The sequence below is a fragment of the Lysinibacillus sp. IITD104 genome, assembly GCF_036698265.2.
Lineage (GTDB): Bacteria > Bacillota > Bacilli > Bacillales_A > Planococcaceae > Lysinibacillus > Lysinibacillus boronitolerans.
Genome location: NZ_JBAHYH020000001.1, coordinates 1,731,425 through 1,749,601 on the forward strand (window position 1 = coordinate 1,731,425; position 18,177 = coordinate 1,749,601).

The window sequence follows — 18,177 nt, forward strand, 5'->3', positions numbered from 1 at the left end:
TCTTTTCATTAAAGAGTAGGTTTTTATTTTTTTCTTATACATATACTGTCAAATCGTTCATTTAATGTGATAATAGATAGAAGCACTATTTAATTTTTATTGAGGTACTATCAAGTTTCTATCATCAGATAGATGGTCATTACTGGTAGAATTGTTTACAATCAGAGTAAGGAGTGAAAGGTATGCTACAAACAACATTTGATATGCGATATCCAATTATACAAGCACCAATGGCAGGCGTGACATCACCTAAATTTGTGGCGGCTTGTGCTGAGGCAGGCCTATTAGGTTCAATTGGTGCAGGTTACTTAGATGGTGAACAAACAAAGCAGTTTATTCAAGAAGTGAAGAAATTAACGACAAAGCCCTTTGCGGTCAATTTATTTGTGCAAGAAGAACCCAAAATTGATGTCGAGGTTTTACAACAAGCCAGAATGGCACTGCAACCTTTTTACGATGAATTAGGATTATCCCCTGTACAGAGCGTAACATCAAAGGAAGTTTTTGCAGGACAGGTTCAAGCGGTGATTGAAGAAAAGGTAGCGATTTGTTCATTTACATTTGGGCTGCCATCTCCAGCTATTCTCAAACAATTAAAGGATCATGGTGTCTATACCATTGGTACTGCAACGACATTAGAGGAAGCTATACTAGTGGAACAAGCAGGTATGGATGCAGTTGTATTACAAGGGGGAGAGGCTGGCGGTCATCGAGGCTCTTTTATTGACCCTCTGCAATTAATTCCATTACATGACTTACTACAACAAGTAGTGGGAAAAGTTGCGATTCCGATTATAGCTGCGGGTGGCCTTGTGAACAAAGAGGATATTCAAAAGGCACTTGAAAGTGGGGCACAGGCAGTTCAAATTGGGACGGCTTTACTAGTGGCGGATGAATGCGAAATTTCACCGCTCTATAAAAATGCTGTATTGGCATCGAAAGAACAACAAACGACGATTACGCTTGCATTTACTGGGAAGCCAGCAAGAGGTTTAGCGAATGATTTCACGAAACGTATGGAGGATGCGACAGTAGCACCCTATCCACTACAAAACTATCTAACGACTACCATTCGTAAGGAAAGTGCAGAGCAGGGTAATGCTGAATATTTATCCATGTGGATGGGTGAAAATAGTCATCTTATACAGCAAACAGATACGGTCAAAAACATTGTGCGCAAACTATTATAATTTTTAATCATAGAAGAGCTCTATACATCTGTATAGAGGTCTTTTTTTTTGTAGAGCGACATATATTGCTGTACACGAGGGGGCGTAGGAATGGAATTACAAGACGTATTAAGAGTTGCTGGAGTGGGACTAGTCGTTGCGCTTCTTCATGTTTTCTTTGATCAAACAGGGAAGAAGGAGTTTTCATTTTTCCTCTTTTTCATTGCCTACTTATATATGACAGCAGAGTTACTTCGATTTTTACGTCTATTCTTTAATGAGATTTTAACATTCTTCCAGTGGCTTACCTCTTCAGGGTAATGTAAATGGAAATAGTCATCGTCGCTGTTGTCATGCTGCTTTTATTATTGCTGATAAAAGAAGTTATACAGCCACTCCATGCGCTAATCAGTGTGATGTTTTCTTTTTTGCTTTTTGGCATGTTGTTCTCGACACTTTTATTGCCTTTCGCCAAACAACTGTTAGAAACACTTGCGTTTTTACCTTATGCGAAGGCTATTTTAATCAGTGCAAGTATGTTCTATGTCGGGCAGTGGGTGGCATTGCTTCTGGCAGAACATAATTATAAAGTGCTCGGGAACATCGTTTTTGCTGCAGTAAAAATTGTAATTTTACTGTATTGGTTCAAAGAATTTTTGGCTGTTCTACAGGAGGTGTCGGCCATTTTAAAAAGGCTAAACTAAGGAGCGAAGCCATTGCAGGAGCAAATATTATCGTTTTTAATCGACCCATTCTTTCTCTTGCTCAAGATGACGCTCATGCTTTGTAGCTACGTCATCATCATTTTGATTGTGAACATGCTATTACCAGAGTTTGAAAAAGGGACAAGGATACTTTTTTTTCTTATCGTTTTAGCAACAATCGGTCCTGTTGTTGTCAACTCCTTTACATTAATTGATGAAATTGCACAAGGACTAGCCCATCTATTTACAGCATTTTATCCCATTCTTACATCAAGCTTTTTATTATCCAGTAGTATTACAGCGATTGCTTCCTGGCAGCCTTTTTTACTGTTTTTTGTACAAGTCCTCACCATTATCAGTAGTAAGTGGCTTATTCCTGGCGTGCTTTTGGCCATCGTCTTTGATGTATGCAGTGTGATCGTAAAGGAAATATCCTTTACTCGAATAGCTGAATTGATTCGATTTACAATTATGAGCATCGTGTCGGCCTCAGTTATTTGCTATGTCTTACTGATGACTGCAAGCGGTGTAGCAGCATTTAGTGTCAATGCGGCTGTAGCGGAGCCTGTGAAAAAGCTCATTGAAGAAAATATTCCAGTTGTTGGCTCCTTTATTGTGGATAGCTTTTCGATTTTTCAGCATATGACGCAATTTACATCTTCTCTTACAAGTATTAGTGCCTTTATCGCTGTCATTACGGTGTCTTTTATCCCAACCATGCAGCTTGTAGTCAGTGCCTATTCATTGAAAATGCTCGCTGCTATTTTAGAACCAATTGCCTTTGATGATATTTGTAGACTACTAGATCAAGTTAGCAAATCGCTATTTACTTTATGTGCTGTATCATTTTTAATTGCTTTTTCATTTATGTTTTCTTGTTTTTTCCTCATTGTGTTCGTACAAGTTATGGCAGGGGGTAGATAGATTGATTCTTTTATTGGCATTGCTCTTTGTCTGTCAGATTTTTGTGTTTCTAACGGATGATAAGGAAATAATTTCACTAACAAAGTTGGTCATCACGTTAGTATTTTTGCAATTGCTATTAAAGATTCCATTTATCAATTCATAGGAAGAAACAAGCGTACATACACTTGAAAAAGAGAAGATGAAAGGAGGCAATGTACAAGTGATGTGGAAAAGACACGCAAAAAAACAACGTCATTGATGGTTTTAATTTTAATAGCTGCCTCCGTGGGAATATTCATCATTTTACCTATGTATCAAACGAATTCAACAAGCGACAATGGTTCACCGCTCACGAATGAAGAAAAACTTGAGCAAACACTGAAGGCAATGCAAGGTGTTGGGGAGGTTAAAGTCTACTTTTATTATGGAGAGATGACAGATGATCAGGATGCCAATAAACTATTCAGCCAATATTTTCGAGGGACTGAGCAAGGCGCGAAAAACGTAACAGGAATGCTCGTTGTGTCAGAAGGTGCTTCCGATATCTTTGTGAAAAATGAAATTCGTGCTGTTGTCAGTCAAGTGATGCAATTACCGATTCATCGAATTATTATCGTTCCAATGGAAAATAAGGAGGAAAAGTAAATGCGCGTACGTAGAAGAACAGTTTGGTTTATGACATTATTAAGTTTAGTAGCAGTCATTTCAGTGTATTATTTGGTTGATCCAGCAAAGCAATTCAATGGTCTTACTATTTTTACAGATGATACACTACAACAAACAGCTGTCACAGGTGTTACAGATCAGAAAGCAACAAATGATATAACACAAGAAGTATCTTCACCAAGTCACTTATTCGAAGAAATGCGTATGCAGGTTAGTGATGAGAGAAGCCAGCTTCGTGAACAGTTAACACAAAAAATTGCTTCTCAGGAAGCTTCTGCTGAAGAAAAAAATGAGGCATTTAATGAAATGGATGGGCTGATTAAACGAGAATCAGCGGAAGCTATGCTGGAGATGCTCGTTAAATCATTAGGCTACTCGGATGCGTTTGTTCGTGCTGAGGGAGAAAAGGTGTCGGTGACAGTGATGGCAGAGGAATTGTCAAAAGCACAAGCAAACGAAATTATTTATCTGGTAAAAACAGAGATGGAAGGCGCAAATGATGTGAAAGTAAAGTTCAGTGCAAATAATTATTAAAAAATAGAGAAAAAAATAAATTTTTAGTTAATTCATAAAAGGTTGTTATATATCAGCTTCATGAAAAGGCTTTCGCTTAGTAAAGGAAAGCCTTTTATTTTGTTCATATTTACTTAATTTTCATTTAACTATTTCAAATTGATACGAAAAAATATAGAATAGTTATTGTAGTAGATTTTAATTCATAAGGAGAGTTAGAAATGTTCAAAATTCAAGAAATTCGTGAAATTATCAAATTAGTGGATTCTTCTTCAATTGACGAGTTTGTGTATGAAGTAGATGGCGCAAAAGTAAAACTTAAAAAGAATAACGTTGTTGTTACAGAAACTGTAGCACCTAAAAAAGAAGTAGTAGCCCCTGTTGTACAACAATCTGCACCAGCAGAAGCTCCAGCAGTAACACCTGCACCAGCGAAAGAAGAAGCGCCAGCACCAGCTGCAGCGGCACCATCAGTTAACGACCCATCGTTACATAAAATTGTATCTCCAATGGTCGGTACTTTCTATCAAGCACCAAACCCAGATTCTCCTGCTTACGTAAAAGTGGGTGACAAAGTAGGGGACGAAACAATCGTATGTATCGTAGAAGCAATGAAACTATTCAACGAAATCGAAGCAGAAGTGCAAGGGGAAATCGTTGAAATTCTAGTTAAAGATGGCGACTTAGTAGAGTACGGCCAACCATTATTCCTTGTAAAAGCTGAGTAAGGAGTGCAAAACAAATGAAAAAAGTTTTAATTGCAAACCGCGGCGAAATCGCTGTGCGTATCATTCGTGCTTGTAAAGAGTTAGGCATTCAATCGGTTGCTGTATACTCTGAAGCAGATGCTGACGCATTACATGTGAAGTTAGCAGACGAAGCTTATTGCATCGGACCGAAGCTATCAAAAGATTCTTATCTTAGCTTCCCAGCACTACTTAGCGTAGCTGAAAAAACAGGTGCTGACGGCATCCATCCTGGTTATGGCTTCGTATCAGAAAACGCTGATTTTGCTGAAGCGTGTGAAAACGCTGGCATTAAATTCATCGGTCCGTCATCTGATTCTATTAAAATTATGGGTATCAAGGACGTTGCACGTACAACAATGGAAGCAGCAGGTGTTCCACTTGTTCCAGGTACTGGTATTGTGCCAGATATCGAAACAGGTAAAGAATGGGCTGCTAAAATTGGTTACCCTGTCATCATCAAAGCAACTGCAGGTGGCGGTGGTAAAGGGATCCGTGTAGCACGTACAGAAGAAGATCTTGTAAAAGGTATTGAAATTACGCAAAAAGAGGCTGCTGCAGCATTCGGTAACCCTGGCGTATATTTAGAGAAATTTATCGAGTACTTCCGTCACTGTGAAATCCAAGTTTTAGCAGATGGCTACGGTAACGTGGTGCATTTAGGCGAACGTGACTGTACGGTTCAACGTCGTATGCAGAAGTTAGTAGAGGAAGCTCCATCTCCAGCCCTATCTTCTGAGCGTCGTGCTGAAATGGGTGCAGCTGCAGTAAAAGCGGCACAAGCATGTAACTATGAAGGTGCTGGCACAATCGAGTTTATCTATGACTATCAAGAGGACAAGTTCTACTTCATGGAAATGAACACTCGTATTCAGGTTGAGCACCCAGTAACAGAAATGATTTCTGGTGTAGATCTTGTACAACAACAATTAAAAATTGCATCTGGTGAGAAGCTTCCATTCACACAAGATGATATAAAATTAAATGGTTGGGCGATTGAATGCCGTATTAACGCAGAAAATGCCTATAAAAACTTCATGCCTTCAGCAGGAACTGTTGATACGTATATAACACCAGGTGGCTATGGTGTACGTATTGATTCTGCTGTCTATGCGGGCTATACAATCCCACCATATTACGATTCAATGGTAGCAAAACTAATTGTTCATGCGGATACACGTGAAGAAGCGATTGCGAAAATGAACCGTGCCTTAAGTGAATTCGAAGTATCTGGTCCTGGAATTAATACAACAATTCCATTCCACCAAGCATTGATGAACAACGACGTCTTCAAATCAGCACAATTCAATACGAAGTTCCTTGAGGAGAACGATGTATTGGGTGTAGCAGAAAAAGTGAAGTAAGCGTTCGCAAGTTTAAACCTCCTAGCTATTATTAGATAGGAGGTTTTTTATGTCTAAGCTTAAATAGATAGAGGACTTACTTGCAGGTAGGAAGATCAATCATAGAAGAAAGATTGACCGTTATAGAAGCTTAAATCGTTAATAATTGAAGTGTGGTGAAGTATATAAAAGTTCTATTTTATAGATAGAAGATCGTTATCAGGTGTTAACATACCATTCTTTGTTGAATAGTCTCCTATGTTTCTGTAAAGCACAGCTGTCTTTATCGCATGGCCTTCTTTCGCAAAGACAAGAAGGAAAATATCTTCCCGTACATCTAATCCACTAATACTACCTTTAAATTGAATGTCCAGTGTTTCTTCAATCACCTCTTTCGTTGTATAAGGTCCAAAAATTTGCGCTTTTTCCCAATCAAAATCCGTTAATTTATTTAGTGAAACTACTGTTGTACCACTATTTGCTTTTTCCATTATATTTTTCGCAAGCAATGTATCTTCACTAGCACTATTCCCCAAAAATAAAAAAAGCATTGTAAACATGAGGACAACCCCACCGATACCAAACAACCATTTTTGTAACATACTCTACCTCTACTTTATCTCAAATCAATTCTATATTATAGAAAGAATACTATATAATAGAAGAAAGAAATAGTCATCCCCCTGAAAAGGAGTGAAACAATGGATGCCAATATACAATAAGCTAGTGAGGGATAAAATTTTGGAAGTAATTGAAGCGAAGGGTTTATCCTATCATGCACACATTTTAGAACCTAGTGAGCTGGTAAAGGCGATAAAGGCTAAAATGATAGAAGAAGCTACAGAATTTTACGAAGCCCAGCACAAAGAAGATAGTGTTGAAGAGCTCGCAGACATACTGGAGCTTATTCATTCGGCTATCGGTGTGCTAGGTGTAAGCTTTGAGGAGCTAGAAGCGACCCGTGTACACAAGAGGAAAGCTCGTGGGGGATTTGAAAAGGGAATTTATTTAATCGATGTAGAGGATCTGTAAAGTCGGTTTTAAATTAAAACGGCTTTCGACAGCCAAACCTTCCTTTTTATAGTATAATAAATGTAAGTACAGCACTTGTTTGTGATGTGTAAGGAAAGGATGATATTTGTATGGCAGAGAAAGTAGGACAATCTTTCGTACAACCAACACCTTCTGGTAAAGAAGAGCTTGGAAAAATTGAGGTAGCGGCAGAGGTGATCGAAGTTGTGGCTGGGATTGCTGTTAATGAAGTAGAAGGCATTGCTGCAACTCGTGGAAATATTGCGACGGGTGTCGTGGAACGTTTCGGTAAAAAAGTACACAATAAAGGCATTAAATCAGGTGTAACGGAAACTGGTGAAATTGCGATTGATGTATTTTGCTCTGTGAAATATGGATATGCCATTCCTAAGGTAGCAAAAGAAGTTCAAACGCAAATCCGTCAGGCTATTTTTAATATGACGGCACTAGAAACAGCAGAAGTAAATGTGCATATTACAGGTATTCACTTTGAAAAAGAAGAAACAATAGTGCATGAATAAAAAAGAAAAGGATTGCCCGATGATGATTTGTTCATCAAAGGGCAGTCCTTTTTATATGGATTTCTCTAGGGTTCATGTGTGTATCGCTATTTTTATAATTCTATATGCTTTGGCTTTCTCCAGAATAACGCAAGTATCACGCCAAGCACCAATACGATTGTAGCAAAGTAGTATGGATAGTTCAGATTGATATCGAACAATACACCACCTAGGATAGGGCCAAAAATATTACCAAGACTTGTAAACATAGAGTTCATTCCACCAACAAATCCTTGTTCATTTCCGGCAATTTTCGATAAATACGAAGTAACGGCAGGTCGAATTAAATCGAAGCCTACGAAAATAAAGAATGTAACGAATAAGATGGCAAAATAATGACTCACAATCGTCATGGCGAATGTTAATACTGCGGAAAGGATTAGTGAGTAACGAATAACATTAATCTCACCCATTTTCTTTGTCAGCCAATCAAATAGTATTAATTGAGCTAGTGCACCAACAATCCCACTTCCTGTAATAATAATGGCAATATCCGATGGTGTAAATGCAAATTTGTGATCGACGAATAAGCTAAACAATGATTCGAATGCAGCGAGGCCAAATGATAACACGAAAATAAGAATGAATGGTATGAAGTAGAGTGGACTAAACACACGCTTGACACTACCTAACATGGATGGTGTTGCCTCTTCATTGTCTGTAGCACGTGTTGGCTCTTTTAAAAACAGGAATGACAGAATCGCTGCGAACAGACCAAGTACTCCAGCTGCATAAAATGGGACACGTGTACCAATTTCAGCCAAAAATCCACCGATCCCTGGGCCGATAATAAAACCTGTACTAATGGCTGCACTCATATAGCCAAGTGCCTTAGGGCGCTGTGCCAATGTCGTAATATCAGCTATATAGGCGGTTACGGCTGGCATAATGAAAGCTGCACTCACGCCACCTAACATACGAGAGACAAAAAGAATTTCAACAGAACGACCAAACCCAAATAAAAACTCAGAAAGTCCAAAAATAAAAAGACCTGCAACAATCATAACTTTGCGGCCAATATTATCAACAAGCTTACCTGCAATTGGTGATGCAATTAGTTGTGTAATGGCAAAGGCTGCCACCATATAACCAACAACAGAGCCTGAAATATGTAGCTCATTCATGATGGTTGGTAAAACAGGGATGACTAAACCAATCCCTAAAAAGGCAATGAAAAGATTAGATAATAAAATAGCTAAGGTTATATTTTGCTTCTTGCTCATAAACTTCTCCTTCGAATTGTTCGCGATACATGTTTTCAATCTACTAGAATATTTCCATGTAATACGATAAACCCTATAGTAACTATAGGGTCAAAAGATTTGTTTTTATTTTTTAAAATTTTTCTTAGTGTGGGAGTTCTGGTAAAGAGTTATACGAATGCGCCACTACTTTTTCGGAGGAATTTTGTGTCTCTTGTTTTTGCCTAATCTTTAATTCTACTATAAATTTCTTTTCTTGCTCCATAGTGAGCGTTGCTGGCATATATAGCTCATACACTTGCGACTCAAATAGCTCCTGCTGAGCCAATACATGATTTCTCAATTTTTCATAGTATAAAAAATAAGTATCAGGGTCGTAAATAAAGGCAATGCATACATATTTACCACCAGGAATAATAGTTTGTTGTATGTTTGGTGAAAGCTGCGAAAATGTGCGCTCCGTTAATAGGGGAGTGAAAATAGCATCATAAATGATGTCATTGACATCTTTATAAGGCTCTAGTGGATAAATACAGCCATAACGACTGTTTAAGACACTGCCTTCCTTTTCGATAATTTTAATTAAAGTGGCATAGTATGTACTCGTGCTCGATGTCGGTGTTAATTCAGTAGTGGTTACTTGAAGAACAGGCATTGCTTCCTCAATCTGCACATAAATCTCACCGAAGACTGGGATATCAATTTGCTCTTGTAATTGCTTTTTTGTTTTCAATAAAGTATTTTTTGCTTCGTTTAAACGTGAAATTTTTTCATTGATGCGTAGCTCCTGCTGAGCTAAAAAATCAAGCAATTCCTCGGAGGTTAATCTAAGTGCTTTTTTTATATCATCAAGCGTTACGCCGATATATTTAAGGGACTTTATAATGTCTAAATAGAAGAGCTGATTGCCTTTATAATACCGATAATTGGTGAAGGTATCGATATAAGCAGGCTTAAATAAATCAATTTGATCATAATAACGTAATGTCTGAACCGATAAGTTTGAAAGTTTGGCAACCTCACCTATCGTATAATAATGTTCCTTCATAAATGGCCTCCACTAATAAAAGCTAAAGACGTTTCGAAAGGCATCAAAACGAATTTTATGCTTGCAATCCTCCCAGTAAAATAGGAGCGGTTTGCGTTCCATCATTTGTTTACATTGTTCTTCACCTTCAACTGATTTAAATTTTTTATAGCTAGGGCATGTAGCTTCATGTTGCATAGTGAACACCTCTAAAGATTTTCATTTGCTTTATTATACCATTACGAACAAGAAACATTCATTTTTGAATACCACTATTCGATGAGAAGTAGGCTTAAACAAAAAGTTCCTTGAAAAAGGTTCAGATTATTGAAAACTTGCTTGAAATCGTGATTCTCGTGTGATTTTATGCTATTATAAACCTTAATGCCACTTAAGAAGGAGAGCTTTACATGAAACGACATGAAGCACGCGAAAAAGCGTTGCAAGTTTTGTTTCAGCTAGACAATACGGATCTAACAGTTGAAGAAGCAATGGGCCATATTAAAGGTCAACCTACCAATGCCTTCTACGAAAAGATCGTGAATGGAACAGCTGAACATTTGGAGGAAATCGATGCTACCTTAGAACAGCATCTTGAAAAGTGGTCACTTGCCCGTCTACCCAAAATTGAAAGAACGGTTTTACGTTTAGCTGTATATGAATTGTTATACATGCCAGAAACCCCAAAAAGAGTAGTACTAAACGAAGCAATCGAGTTATGTAAAACATTTGGCGATGATAGTTCATCTAAATTCGTCAATGGTGTACTTTCTAAATTTACAGAACAAGAATAATGTGTTGAATTGGAAGGAGTAACGAAGGTTTATGTCAAGTGCAATTATTAATGGTAAAGAGATTGGTCAAGAAATTCGTAATGCTGTAGCAGAGCGTGTCACTCGATTAAAAGAGCGAGGGTTAACACCTGGTTTAGCGGTTGTGTTAGTTGGAGACAACCAGGCATCAGCTACATATGTGAGAAATAAACAAAAATCTTGTGAAGCGATTGGTATGTTTTCAGAACTCATTAAATTACCAGAAGAAACAACACAAGAGGAATTACTAGCACAAATTGAGCTTTTAAATCAGCGTGAGGATATTCATGGTATTTTAGTTCAATTACCACTCCCAAAACATATTGATGAGGATACAGTCATTGCAACGATTGCTGTCGAGAAGGATGTCGATGGATTCTCACCTGTAAGCGTTGGGAAAATGATGCTTGGCCAAGAAACATTTTTACCTTGTACACCGTTTGGCGTGATGAAGCTTCTTGAGTATTCAGGAATTGAAATCGCAGGAAAACATGCTGTAATCGTTGGGCGTAGTCATATCGTTGGTAAACCAATGGGACAACTACTTTTACAAAAAGATGCAACAGTGACCTATACACACTCTAAAACACCAGATTTACCTTCATTCACAAGACAAGCAGATATTTTAATTGCTGCTGTTGGACGTGCAAATTTTATTACGAAAGAGCACGTGAAAGAAGGGGCTGTTGTCATTGATGTAGGTATTAATCGCGATGACAACAATAAATTATGCGGCGACGTAAACTTTGCAGAAGTGGATGGAATTGCGTCTCATATTACGCCTGTACCAGGTGGCGTAGGACCAATGACCATCACGATGTTACTATTCAACACAGTGCAAGCAGCTGAAAATACGCTTGTACAATAAAAAACCTTTTGAAATAAGTCATCTCAACATTGTGTGAGGTGACTTTTTTTGTTGTGTAAAATCCGAACTTTTCTTCGATTTGGTCGTCTAATGTAACGTTTGGGACATACATACTTAGAAGGAGGTTTTTATGGAAAATATCGATATAATGTTAATTGTCAAGCATATCATTATTGGACTTGTACAAGGCTTTACAGAGCCAATTCCTGTATCGTCGAGTGGACATGTGATGATTGCCAGCGAAATACTGGGACTAGGTGAACAAGGCTTTACTTTTGCCATCTTAACAAATACAGCTTCGTTACTCGCTATTATGTATATTTATCGTAAGGATATTGTTCGTCTAATCAGCCATTTTTTTCTTTACTTGAAAACAAGAGAAAAGCGGTATAACGCGGATTTTCGCTTTGCTCTCTATATTGTCATCGGTTCAATCCCTGCTGGCATTTTAGGGGTGTTATTAAGTGATGTTATTGCAGATAACGTAAGTATGACGACGATTGCGCTCATGCTATTTGTGACAGGGACTGCGTTATGGCTAATTCGTAATATGCATGGTAAGAAGCAAGATGCAGATTTGCGTGCAAAAGATGCCATCATTGTTGGGTTGGGGCAAGCAGTCGCTTTAACGCCGGGAATTAGCCGTTCAGGTGCTACGATTATTTCGGCCATAGCAGTAGGGATGAAGCAGGATACAGCCTTACGTTTTTCCTTTATGCTTTATATTCCTGTAAGTTTGGGTGGGGTAGTCCTTGGCATTACAGATTTTCTAGATGAGCCGAATAAAGGTGCCTTGGCTCTTCCTTATGCCGCCACTTTCTTGGCAACACTCATCATGACTTATTTCGCTATGCGTTGGTTTATGGGCATTATGAAAAGTGGCAAACTTAGCTACTTTACGTATTATTGTTTTATTGTCGGAACTCTTTTATTACTATTCTATTAAAATATAAAGTCTCATAACGTATGAAGTTATGAGGCTTTGTTTGTTATTTGTCATAATATACGGTTTCTAATAGTGAGAACGTGTAGGAATGTGTTATAGTTGTTTTTCGATAGAAGAAAGACAGTCATTTTTTCTAGCGAAACTGCATTTTAGCACGTCAACGACTGTAAAAAATGTTATGATAGGTGTAGTTTTGTGAAAAACTTGATTTTAGTAAAGGAGCCGAAAACATGTCCTCTGCTTCTTATTTAACAGTAAAAGCGTTAACGAAATATATTAAACGAAAATTCGATGCAGATCCACATTTGCGTGAAGTGTATGTAAAAGGTGAATTATCAAATGTGAAAATTCATCAATCCGGCCATATTTACTTTACATTAAAGGATGATGGTGCCCGAATAGCTGCTACGATGTTTAAAACAGCAGCTACCAAATTAGCGTTTGAACCAAAGGAAGGCATGCAAGTATTTATCCGTGGGGATGTAAACGTTTACGAAGGCTATGGAACCTATCAGCTATATGTACAGGAAATGCAGCCAGATGGCATTGGCAGCCTGTTTGTTGCCTTTAATCAATTAAAAGAGCAATTACAAAAAGAAGGTCTTTTTAAACCTGAATGGAAACAACCAATACCAAAATTTCCCGAAAAAATTGGTGTGCTTACTTCAACTACTGGTGCAGCTATACGGGATATTTGTACAACCTTAAAGAGACGTTACCCACTTGCTGAAATTTTGATTTATCCAACACTTGTGCAAGGAGCTCAAGCAGCACCGAATATTGTGCAAAATATTCAACGTGCTAATCAAGAGACAAGCTGTGATGTGTTGATTGTTGGGCGAGGAGGAGGCTCCATCGAGGATTTATGGGCATTTAATGAAGAGATTGTGGCACGAGCTATTTTTGAAAGCCGAATCCCTATTATAAGTGCGGTTGGCCATGAAACAGATACGACGATCGCCGACTATGTAGCTGATTTACGTGCACCTACTCCAACAGCAGCTGCTGAGATGGCTGTGCCAGATCAGGCGGAGCTCTACCAACGGGTGCTTACGCAGAAATCACAGCTTCATCAAATGGTTAGGTCGCAACTTATGGCAGAGCGACAGCGTCTAAATAAGCTCCAGCAGTCTTATCCATTGTCAATGCCAGAAAGACTTTATCGCCCTTTTACAGAAAGATTGGCACAGCTTGAATCAGGATTGCAGACAGCGATGCAAGTAAGCTTGATGAAAAAAACCGCCCAACTTCAACAATTACATAGTACGGTGGAGCAACATTCACCCAAAAAGGCACTTGCTTTTCATCAGAGAGAGCTTGAAGCGCGCGTCCAACAATTAACACGTGCGACTACGTATTATGTGGCGAAACAGCAACAACAATTTGAGTCAAACGTTAGAACATTAGAAGCTTTAAATCCACTGTCCATTCTAACAAGAGGCTTTACAGTAGCATATAAAGATCAGCAAATGATCAAATCATCCACTGAGGTGCAAAAGCAAGATCAACTGACACTGACCTTCCATGATGGAAAGGTTGTGGCTGAAGTGACGAATATCTTGCCAAAGAATGAGGGGGAATTGTTGTGACAGAAAAACAACAAACATTTGCAGAAGCCATGACGGCACTAGAAGAAATTGTTCGCCAGTTAGAACAAGGTGATGTGCCATTGGAAAATGCCATTGATTTATACAAGCAAGGAATGGAGCTATCAAAGTTTTGCCATAGTAAGCTGCAACATGCAGAGGAGCAGCTTGTATCAATTGTCCAAGAGACTGGTGAAACAACAGCATTTGATCCACTAAAGGGAGAGAATTAGGAAATGAATGAGCCATTAAAGTACTTTATTGAAAGCAATACACCACAAATTGAAGAGACGATGTTTGCACTTGTTGAACAAATTGATGCACCAGCAGATTTAAAGGAATCCATGCTTTATTCATTAAAGGCAGGCGGTAAACGAATTCGTCCACTTTTTGTGTTAGCGGTACTAGAGCTTTACCGTGAAAATCTCCAGGACGGTTTGATTGTCGGTTCAGTGATTGAAATCATTCATACGTATTCTTTAATCCATGATGATCTACCAAGCATGGATAATGATGATTTCAGAAGAGGCAAGCCAACAAATCATAAAGTTTACGGAGAAGCGCTGGCTACGCTTGCTGGTGATGCGTTAAACACACTGGCATTTGGCATTTTAGCACGCATGAATATCTCTGCTGAAAAGCGTATTGAACTTGTCCAATTGCTAAGCGTTGCAGCAGGTGCAGAAGGCATGGTTGGTGGTCAAGTACTAGATATGGAAGGGGAGCAACGTCAGCTTAATTTAGCTGAATTGGAACAAGTCCATGTCAATAAAACAGGTGCTTTATTGCGTTTTAGTATTGAAGCGGGAGCCGTACTTGCAGATGTATCAGAACAAGACCGTGCTACATTGAAGGAGTATGCGCACCATATTGGTTTAGCTTTCCAAATTCAAGACGATATTTTAGATATTGAGGGAACGACTGAAGAACTAGGAAAAACAGCTGGGAAAGATGTCGCTAGTGATAAAAGCACCTATCCAGCACTTCTAACATTAGAGGGAGCAAAAGAAAAGCTTGCTGAGCATTATCAACATGCCATTAACGCACTCGATCAATTACCAATAGATGTAAGCCTATTACGTGACTTTGCTGCTTATATAGTTCATCGTAAAAACTAAGAGAAAATCAAGGCGTTGAAGGAAAAGAATATGCTAGAATAGGTGGGAACGTTTGCAATATGCAAACAATGAAGTGCTCGTACTTTTAGCATATTGATAACACTGCTATAATGGTGGAAACACAATTGCGGTGAATATTTTATTGAAAAGGTGTGTGAGAAAGGTGGATTTAAATAAAATAACTAGTCCATCCTTTTTAAAAAACTTAAATAAGAAGGAGCTTGAGCAGCTTGCCCAAGAAATTCGTACCTTCTTAATCGAAAAATGTTCTGTCACAGGTGGGCATATCGGGCCGAATTTAGGCGTAGTTGAGTTAACGATGATGCTGCATAAAATGTTTGACAGTCCTAAAGATAAGTTTTTGTGGGATGTTGGCCACCAAGCTTACGTGCATAAAATTTTAACAGGTCGTGCGAGTCAATTTGACACACTACGTCAGTTCAAAGGGCTTTGTGGATTTCCAAAGCGCGTGGAGAGTGAACATGATGAGTGGGAAACAGGTCATAGCTCGACATCTTTATCAGCAGCCATGGGTATGGCTGCAGCACGTGATATAAAAAAAGAAAACAACTTTGTTATCCCTATTATTGGTGATGGGGCTTTAACAGGTGGTATGGCACTTGAGGCATTAAATCATATTGGCCATGCAAAAACAAATATGATTGTCATCCTCAATGATAATGAAATGTCGATTGCACCAAATGTTGGCGCATTACACAATGTTTTAGGTCGTCTACGTACAGCCAAGGAATACTCAAAAGCCAAGGAAGAGTTGGAATCACTTATTAATAAGATTCCAGTATTAGGTGGAAAGCTTGCCTCTACTGTTGAACGCGTAAAGGATAGCTTAAAATATTTAGTAGTATCTGGTGTGTTTTTTGAGGAGCTAGGCTTTAAATACCTTGGTCCAATTGATGGACATGATTTTGAAGCGCTTGAAATGACATTATCACATGCGAAAAAAGTAAAAGGGCCAGTCCTTGTTCACGTTATTACGAAAAAAGGAAAGGGCTATAAACCAGCCGAGGATGATACAATCGGGAATTGGCATGGAACAGGTCCTTATAAAATTGAAAATGGTGCCTTTGTGAAGTCTGAGACTACTGGACCAGCATGGAGTAGTTTAATTGCTGAGACAGTTCGTAAAATTGCTCATGAAAATGAGCGAGTGGTAACAATTACACCTGCCATGCCTGTAGGTTCAAAGCTGCAAGGTATTCAAAAGGACTTCCCAAATCGTTTCTTTGATGTAGGGATTGCGGAGCAACATGCGGCAACGATGGCTGCAGGATTAGCGACGCAAAAGATGAAACCATTTTTAGCGATTTATTCCACATTCCTGCAACGTGCATATGACCAAGTATTGCATGATATTGCTCGCCCGAATTTAAATGTCTTTATTGGTATTGATCGTGCTGGTTTAGTGGGAGCAGATGGGGAAACACATCAAGGTGTATTTGATATTGCTTTCCTTCGTCATATTCCAAACATGACAATCATGATGCCAAAGGATGAGAATGAAGGGCAACATATGGTAAAAACAGCGATTGATTATGATGGTGGTCCAATTGCACTTCGTTATCCACGTGGTAATGGAATTGGTGTACCATTAGATGATGAGCTTGTAGCTTTACCAATTGGTAGCTGGGAAGTTTTACGTGAGGGGAAAGACGCCTCTATCTTGACATTTGGAACAACGATTCCAATGGCAATGGCTGCTGCAGAAATGCTTGCGCAACAAGGGATCGATATTGAAGTAGTCAATGCACGCTTTATCAAACCGATGGATGAAGATATGCTCCACCGTATATTATCTAGCCAAAAACCGATTTTAACTATTGAAGAAGCTGTTCTACAAGGTGGATTTGGTAGTGGTGTATTAGAGTTTGCTCATGACCATGGCTATTTAAATGCGCTTATTGATCGAATGGGTATCCCAGATCAATATATTGAGCATGGCAACGTAGATCAGCTACTCGCAGAGATTCATATGACAGCGGAGGATACGGTTGCACGTATGCACGTATTACTTCAACAAAAACAGCAAGTGGGTTTAAATAAATAATGACAAAACAACCAAAAGAACGAGTAGATATTTTACTTGTAGAGCGTGGACTATGTGAAACAAGAGAAAAAGCAAAACGCTCCATTATGGCGGGCCTTGTCTTTTCGAATGAAATACGAATTGATAAGGCAGGCGAGAAAATTGCCATCGATGCACCGCTACAAGTAAAGGGCTCAGATTTAAAATATGTGAGTCGTGGTGGCCTTAAATTAGAAAAGGCGCTACAAATTTTTGATATGTCTGTAGAAGGGAAGCTGATGCTTGACATTGGCTCCTCTACAGGTGGCTTTACAGATTGTGCCTTACAGCATGGTGCAAGACATTGCTATGCACTAGATGTTGGTTCGAACCAACTAGCATGGAAAATTCGCTCAGATGAACGAGTGACAGTAATGGAGAAAACGAATTTTCGCTATACAACGGCAGCCGATTTATCAGAAGGTTTACCTGATTTTGCAACAATCGATGTCAGCTTTATTTCGTTATCACTGATTTTACCAGTATTAAAAACATTATTGCTGCCAGGCGGGGATGTTATGGCATTGGTAAAACCTCAGTTTGAAGCTGGGAAAGATAAAGTAGGTAAAAAAGGAATTGTTCGTGATAAAAAAGTCCATTTAGAAGTTTTGGAAAAAACGGCAGCAATGGCAACAGAGATTGGTTTTGTAGTGAAAGACGCTTCCTTTTCTCCAATCACAGGTGGAGAAGGAAATATTGAATTTTTATTCCATTTAGTGAATCCTATTGGACAAGAAGATCTACCTGCATATACAGCTTTTAATGCACTCGTTGAAGAAGCGCATAATTCTTTAAAATAACACGTGCTCGCTTATAGAGCCGTGTTTTTTCTTGTGCTTTTTTGTTGAAAATGGTAGTGTGATTATACACATATACAATTATTTATAAGAGGTGAT

At 38.7% G+C, this 18,177-nt stretch carries 23 protein-coding genes; 19 read left to right on the forward strand and 4 right to left on the reverse strand.

What is annotated here, in order from left to right:
* Positions 1 to 182: 182 nt before the first annotated feature.
* The 9 genes from V1L66_RS08730 (at position 183) to accC (ending at position 6,068) form a co-directional block, all read left to right on the forward strand.
* A complete protein-coding gene (locus V1L66_RS08730; RefSeq protein WP_333005269.1) occupies positions 183 to 1,190 on the forward strand; it encodes a nitronate monooxygenase in 1,008 nt (335 codons plus the stop codon).
* Positions 1,191 to 1,280: 90 nt separating this feature from the next.
* Positions 1,281 to 1,490: a hypothetical protein gene (locus V1L66_RS08735; protein ID WP_012295089.1), complete on the forward strand. Its 210-nt coding sequence runs from the start codon at positions 1,281 to 1,283 to the stop codon at positions 1,488 to 1,490.
* A gap of 5 nt (positions 1,491 to 1,495) precedes the next feature.
* The gene (locus tag V1L66_RS08740) at positions 1,496 to 1,873 is read left to right on the forward strand and encodes a hypothetical protein (RefSeq protein ID WP_016994741.1); all 378 of its coding nucleotides are present in this window, start codon (positions 1,496 to 1,498) and stop codon (positions 1,871 to 1,873) included.
* A 12-nt stretch (positions 1,874 to 1,885) separates the two neighbouring features.
* Complete coding sequence (locus V1L66_RS08745) at positions 1,886 to 2,797, forward strand: stage III sporulation protein AE (protein WP_036076558.1); 912 nt, start codon at positions 1,886 to 1,888, stop codon at positions 2,795 to 2,797.
* A 1-nt stretch (position 2,798) separates the two neighbouring features.
* On the forward strand, positions 2,799 to 2,942 hold the full coding sequence (locus tag V1L66_RS08750) for a hypothetical protein (protein ID WP_004231124.1): 144 nt from the start codon (positions 2,799 to 2,801) through the stop codon (positions 2,940 to 2,942).
* A 62-nt stretch (positions 2,943 to 3,004) separates the two neighbouring features.
* Positions 3,005 to 3,424, forward strand: a complete 420-nt coding sequence (locus V1L66_RS08755; RefSeq protein WP_036076559.1) for a hypothetical protein — start codon at positions 3,005 to 3,007, stop codon at positions 3,422 to 3,424.
* A complete protein-coding gene (locus V1L66_RS08760) occupies positions 3,425 to 3,979 on the forward strand; it encodes a SpoIIIAH-like family protein (RefSeq protein WP_258859901.1) in 555 nt (184 codons plus the stop codon).
* Between the two features lie 200 nt (positions 3,980 to 4,179).
* Positions 4,180 to 4,686 (forward strand): acetyl-CoA carboxylase biotin carboxyl carrier protein, encoded by a 507-nt coding sequence (gene accB, locus V1L66_RS08765; protein WP_004231133.1) that lies wholly within the window; start codon positions 4,180 to 4,182, stop codon positions 4,684 to 4,686.
* Between the two features lie 14 nt (positions 4,687 to 4,700).
* Positions 4,701 to 6,068 (forward strand): acetyl-CoA carboxylase biotin carboxylase subunit, encoded by a 1,368-nt coding sequence (gene accC, locus V1L66_RS08770; RefSeq protein ID WP_004231135.1) that lies wholly within the window; start codon positions 4,701 to 4,703, stop codon positions 6,066 to 6,068.
* A gap of 173 nt (positions 6,069 to 6,241) precedes the next feature.
* Here accC and V1L66_RS08775 read toward each other — a convergent pair whose 3' ends face one another.
* Positions 6,242 to 6,649 (reverse strand): hypothetical protein, encoded by a 408-nt coding sequence (locus tag V1L66_RS08775; protein ID WP_016994737.1) that lies wholly within the window; start codon positions 6,647 to 6,649, stop codon positions 6,242 to 6,244.
* A 103-nt stretch (positions 6,650 to 6,752) separates the two neighbouring features.
* Here V1L66_RS08775 and V1L66_RS08780 point away from each other — a divergent pair, with 103 nt between their 5' ends.
* Positions 6,753 to 7,079, forward strand: coding sequence for a nucleoside triphosphate pyrophosphohydrolase (locus tag V1L66_RS08780; RefSeq protein ID WP_333005261.1), 327 nt, complete (start codon positions 6,753 to 6,755; stop codon positions 7,077 to 7,079).
* 110 nt (positions 7,080 to 7,189) lie between these two features.
* Positions 7,190 to 7,600, forward strand: coding sequence for an Asp23/Gls24 family envelope stress response protein (locus tag V1L66_RS08785; RefSeq protein ID WP_016994735.1), 411 nt, complete (start codon positions 7,190 to 7,192; stop codon positions 7,598 to 7,600).
* A gap of 92 nt (positions 7,601 to 7,692) precedes the next feature.
* On the opposite strand, the gene V1L66_RS08790 is transcribed toward V1L66_RS08785, so the two are convergent.
* The 3 genes from V1L66_RS08790 to V1L66_RS08800 form a co-directional block, all read right to left on the reverse strand.
* Entirely contained in the window at positions 7,693 to 8,862 is a 1,170-nt protein-coding gene (locus V1L66_RS08790) for an MFS transporter (RefSeq protein ID WP_036076564.1), read from the reverse strand.
* Positions 8,863 to 8,986: 124 nt separating this feature from the next.
* Positions 8,987 to 9,889: a MerR family transcriptional regulator gene (locus V1L66_RS08795; RefSeq protein ID WP_333005256.1), complete on the reverse strand. Its 903-nt coding sequence runs from the start codon at positions 9,887 to 9,889 to the stop codon at positions 8,987 to 8,989.
* A gap of 12 nt (positions 9,890 to 9,901) precedes the next feature.
* Complete coding sequence (locus tag V1L66_RS08800) at positions 9,902 to 10,066, reverse strand: DUF2197 domain-containing protein (protein ID WP_333005254.1); 165 nt, start codon at positions 10,064 to 10,066, stop codon at positions 9,902 to 9,904.
* 212 nt (positions 10,067 to 10,278) lie between these two features.
* Here V1L66_RS08800 and nusB point away from each other — a divergent pair, with 212 nt between their 5' ends.
* The 8 genes from nusB to V1L66_RS08840 all read left to right on the forward strand — a co-directional run bounded on the left by nusB (position 10,279) and on the right by V1L66_RS08840 (position 18,081).
* A complete protein-coding gene (gene nusB / locus V1L66_RS08805; RefSeq protein ID WP_004231146.1) occupies positions 10,279 to 10,662 on the forward strand; it encodes a transcription antitermination factor NusB in 384 nt (127 codons plus the stop codon).
* A 31-nt stretch (positions 10,663 to 10,693) separates the two neighbouring features.
* Positions 10,694 to 11,548: a bifunctional methylenetetrahydrofolate dehydrogenase/methenyltetrahydrofolate cyclohydrolase FolD gene (gene folD / locus V1L66_RS08810; RefSeq protein WP_016994733.1), complete on the forward strand. Its 855-nt coding sequence runs from the start codon at positions 10,694 to 10,696 to the stop codon at positions 11,546 to 11,548.
* A 130-nt stretch (positions 11,549 to 11,678) separates the two neighbouring features.
* Complete coding sequence (locus V1L66_RS08815) at positions 11,679 to 12,494, forward strand: undecaprenyl-diphosphate phosphatase (protein ID WP_016994732.1); 816 nt, start codon at positions 11,679 to 11,681, stop codon at positions 12,492 to 12,494.
* Between the two features lie 230 nt (positions 12,495 to 12,724).
* The gene (gene xseA, locus V1L66_RS08820) at positions 12,725 to 14,083 is read left to right on the forward strand and encodes an exodeoxyribonuclease VII large subunit (RefSeq protein WP_016994731.1); all 1,359 of its coding nucleotides are present in this window, start codon (positions 12,725 to 12,727) and stop codon (positions 14,081 to 14,083) included.
* Positions 14,080 to 14,313, forward strand: coding sequence for an exodeoxyribonuclease VII small subunit (gene xseB / locus V1L66_RS08825; protein ID WP_008179899.1), 234 nt, complete (start codon positions 14,080 to 14,082; stop codon positions 14,311 to 14,313). Before xseA ends, xseB begins: the two co-directional genes overlap by 4 nt.
* 3 nt (positions 14,314 to 14,316) lie before the next feature.
* Complete coding sequence (locus V1L66_RS08830; protein ID WP_016994730.1) at positions 14,317 to 15,198, forward strand: polyprenyl synthetase family protein; 882 nt, start codon at positions 14,317 to 14,319, stop codon at positions 15,196 to 15,198.
* A 163-nt stretch (positions 15,199 to 15,361) separates the two neighbouring features.
* Entirely contained in the window at positions 15,362 to 17,263 is a 1,902-nt protein-coding gene (gene dxs / locus V1L66_RS08835; protein WP_016994729.1) for a 1-deoxy-D-xylulose-5-phosphate synthase, read from the forward strand.
* Positions 17,263 to 18,081, forward strand: a complete 819-nt coding sequence (locus tag V1L66_RS08840) for a TlyA family RNA methyltransferase (RefSeq protein ID WP_016994728.1) — start codon at positions 17,263 to 17,265, stop codon at positions 18,079 to 18,081. Before dxs ends, V1L66_RS08840 begins: the two co-directional genes overlap by 1 nt.
* Positions 18,082 to 18,177: the final 96 nt, after the last annotated feature.

Bases quoted from the DNA above. Each gene is read 5' to 3' on its own strand.
- V1L66_RS08730 (WP_333005269.1), top strand. From the start codon at position 183: ATGCTACAAACAACATTTGATATGCGATATCCAATTATACAAGCACCA.
- V1L66_RS08735 (WP_012295089.1), top strand. From the start codon at position 1,281: ATGGAATTACAAGACGTATTAAGAGTTGCTGGAGTGGGACTAGTCGTT.
- V1L66_RS08740 (WP_016994741.1), top strand. From the start codon at position 1,496: ATGGAAATAGTCATCGTCGCTGTTGTCATGCTGCTTTTATTATTGCTG.
- V1L66_RS08760 (WP_258859901.1), top strand. From the start codon at position 3,425: ATGCGCGTACGTAGAAGAACAGTTTGGTTTATGACATTATTAAGTTTA.
- accB (WP_004231133.1), top strand. From the start codon at position 4,180: ATGTTCAAAATTCAAGAAATTCGTGAAATTATCAAATTAGTGGATTCT.
- accC (WP_004231135.1), top strand. From the start codon at position 4,701: ATGAAAAAAGTTTTAATTGCAAACCGCGGCGAAATCGCTGTGCGTATC.
- V1L66_RS08775 (WP_016994737.1), bottom strand. From the start codon at position 6,649: ATGTTACAAAAATGGTTGTTTGGTATCGGTGGGGTTGTCCTCATGTTT.
- V1L66_RS08780 (WP_333005261.1), top strand. From the start codon at position 6,753: ATGCCAATATACAATAAGCTAGTGAGGGATAAAATTTTGGAAGTAATT.
- V1L66_RS08785 (WP_016994735.1), top strand. From the start codon at position 7,190: ATGGCAGAGAAAGTAGGACAATCTTTCGTACAACCAACACCTTCTGGT.
- V1L66_RS08790 (WP_036076564.1), bottom strand. From the start codon at position 8,862: ATGAGCAAGAAGCAAAATATAACCTTAGCTATTTTATTATCTAATCTT.
- V1L66_RS08795 (WP_333005256.1), bottom strand. From the start codon at position 9,889: ATGAAGGAACATTATTATACGATAGGTGAGGTTGCCAAACTTTCAAAC.
- V1L66_RS08800 (WP_333005254.1), bottom strand. From the start codon at position 10,066: ATGCAACATGAAGCTACATGCCCTAGCTATAAAAAATTTAAATCAGTT.
- nusB (WP_004231146.1), top strand. From the start codon at position 10,279: ATGAAACGACATGAAGCACGCGAAAAAGCGTTGCAAGTTTTGTTTCAG.
- folD (WP_016994733.1), top strand. From the start codon at position 10,694: ATGTCAAGTGCAATTATTAATGGTAAAGAGATTGGTCAAGAAATTCGT.
- V1L66_RS08815 (WP_016994732.1), top strand. From the start codon at position 11,679: ATGGAAAATATCGATATAATGTTAATTGTCAAGCATATCATTATTGGA.
- xseA (WP_016994731.1), top strand. From the start codon at position 12,725: ATGTCCTCTGCTTCTTATTTAACAGTAAAAGCGTTAACGAAATATATT.
- V1L66_RS08830 (WP_016994730.1), top strand. From the start codon at position 14,317: ATGAATGAGCCATTAAAGTACTTTATTGAAAGCAATACACCACAAATT.
- V1L66_RS08840 (WP_016994728.1), top strand. From the start codon at position 17,263: ATGACAAAACAACCAAAAGAACGAGTAGATATTTTACTTGTAGAGCGT.